Below are 1,985 nucleotides of genomic sequence, written 5' to 3'. Positions count from 1 at the left end.
GGAGAGGCGGGGGAAGAGGGGCGGGATACGGGTCGGGCGGCGGTGTCGGCTCGTGCTCCCGGGGCCCGGGCGTTCCTCGGCCCGGGCGCTACGGCGTCCCCGCCGCCTCGCGGAGCGCCGCGCGGCACAGTGCGTCCGCCGCCCGTGTCGTCTCCGGGAGGCGGAAGCGGGGGGAGAGGTTCAGGACGTGGGCGCAGGCGTGGTCGAGGCCGACGCGGTGGCCGACGGAGACGTAGACCGGTTTGACGCCCTCGCGGGTGCGCAGGGCGCGGCCGACCTCCTCGTCACCGTCCAGCAGGGGTGCCGAGTCGCCCCGGGCGGGGCCGGGCGGCGCGTGGCGGAAGGTGAACGGATTCTTCGCGACCCCGATCGTCGGCAGTCCCGTCAGGACGCCCAGGTGCGCGGCGAGGCCGAAGCGGCGCGGGTGGGCGAGGCCGTAGCCGTCGCAGACGACGAGGCCGGGGGTGGCGGGGAGCCGTTCGAGGGCAGCGAGGACCGTCGGGATCTCGCGGAAGGCGAGCAGTCCGGGGACGTAGGGGAACGTCACCCGGCCGACGGCCGTGGCCTCCGCCACCACGCGCAGAGTGCGGGTGTCGAGGGCGACGGCCGCCGCGGCGACGAGGTCGCGGTCGTCGTCGTACGCGACGTCGACGCCCACGGCGGTCAGTCCGGCACCGGGCGCGGGGCCGGGTTCGTCGAGGATCACGCGCTCCCGGAGCGCGTTCTGCACGGCGAGCGCCTCCGCCTCGGTGGTGGGCCAGCCGGGGGGCGGTTCATCAGTCGTGTGGTTCATGGCGAGGACACCGTACGGGACGGGTGCCCGGGCCTTAGCCTGTGATCATGTTCGTACTGGAGCTGACCTACATCGCGCCCCTCGACCGTGTGGAAGCCGCGCACGCCGAACACCTCGCCTGGCTGGACGCGCACTACGCGTCGGGGGTGTTCCTCGCCTCCGGGCGCAAGGTGCCCCGGGACGGCGGGATCATCCTCGCGGTCGGCGACGACCGGGCGAAGATGGAGGAGATCACACGGAGCGATCCGTTCACGGTGGCGGGGGTGTGCGAGTACACGATCACCGAGTTCGTTCCCACCAAGACGGCGCCCGCGCTGGAGGCGTACCGGCAGGAGCGGCCTCCGTCCTGAGCCGGGCCGGCGGGGCGCGTACCGGCCTCAATCTCCGTCCGGTGCCGGTCGGTTGCGCCGGCGTGCGCCGCGGCGCGCGGTGTGGTGCCGCGCTACTCGCCGGCGAACGCCGACGCGCGGCCACCGCTGTTACCCCTGCGACGGCAGGGGCGTCAGGTGACGGAAGACTACGGAAGACTGTTACGCGCGATCTCTCACGCTTGGCGGAAGTGCTTGGCTTCGTAGGTATAGAAACGAAATGCCCTGTTCATTCAAGGGCCGTGACGCATATCACGCTCGAATCAAGCACTGAGTCCCACAATCCTCCGTCTCACCCTGCGGAGTGCCACGGACCCCACCATCGGGAAGACCAACCAACCGCAAGGGAGAAGGCGTTGCCCACCGTCATCGACCAGGCCGTCCAGGCCCGACTCATCGCGTCCTCCCCCCAGACCCGTTCCGTCCCCGCCCACCTCCGCTATCAGCGCGCCGACCCCTTCGCCGTACGGATCGCCTTCCCGCCGGCCGCCTCGCTCGACGGCGCCGAGGTCGAGTGGGCGTTCGCCCGTGAACTGCTGGCCGGCGGGCTGCAGTCGCCCTCGGGCGGCGGTGACGTCCGGGTCTGGCCGTGCGGCCCGGAGCGGACCGTCCTGGAGTTCCACGCGCCGGAGGGCGTGGCGATGGTGCAGATCGACACCGCCGAACTGCGCGGGTTCCTGGCCCGTTCGTACGCGCTGGTGCCGGTGGGCGGCGAGGCGGGCTGCCTCGACGTCGACGGAGGTGTCGAGGCGCTGCTGCGTCAGCTCTGAATACCGACCGGTCGGACTGCCGCCCGGGGCGGGGCCGCTCCCCCGCCCCGGGCG

3 protein-coding genes are annotated in these 1,985 nt (G+C 72.9%); 2 read left to right on the top strand and 1 reads right to left on the bottom strand.

The features are described from left to right. Positions 1–88: 88 nt before the first annotated feature. A complete protein-coding gene (locus ACSNOK_RS32760) occupies positions 89–793 on the bottom strand; it encodes an endonuclease V (protein ID WP_436784431.1) in 705 nt (234 codons plus the stop codon). Between the two features lie 47 nt (positions 794–840). On the opposite strand from ACSNOK_RS32760, the gene ACSNOK_RS32755 reads away from it, so the two are divergent. Together ACSNOK_RS32755 and ACSNOK_RS32750 are read left to right on the top strand one after the other, a co-directional pair. Continuing rightward, positions 841–1,143, top strand: a complete 303-nt coding sequence (locus tag ACSNOK_RS32755) for a YciI family protein (RefSeq protein ID WP_436784430.1) — start codon at positions 841–843, stop codon at positions 1,141–1,143. Positions 1,144–1,517: 374 nt separating this feature from the next. Next, complete coding sequence (locus ACSNOK_RS32750; protein ID WP_436784429.1) at positions 1,518–1,931, top strand: SsgA family sporulation/cell division regulator; 414 nt, start codon at positions 1,518–1,520, stop codon at positions 1,929–1,931. The last annotated feature ends 54 nt before the right edge of the window (positions 1,932–1,985 follow it).

The sequence above is a fragment of the Streptomyces sp. URMC 126 genome (assembly GCF_051386555.1).
In the GTDB taxonomy this organism is placed as follows: domain Bacteria; phylum Actinomycetota; class Actinomycetes; order Streptomycetales; family Streptomycetaceae; genus Streptomyces.
Note: the sequence above shows the minus strand (reverse complement) of the source record. Positions and strands in the feature narration are given on the sequence as shown.

Excerpts from the sequence above, each read along its gene's own strand:
- ACSNOK_RS32760 (WP_436784431.1), bottom strand. The coding sequence starts at position 793 with ATGAACCACACGACTGATGAACCGCCCCCCGGCTGGCCCACCACCGAG.
- ACSNOK_RS32755 (WP_436784430.1), top strand. The coding sequence starts at position 841 with ATGTTCGTACTGGAGCTGACCTACATCGCGCCCCTCGACCGTGTGGAA.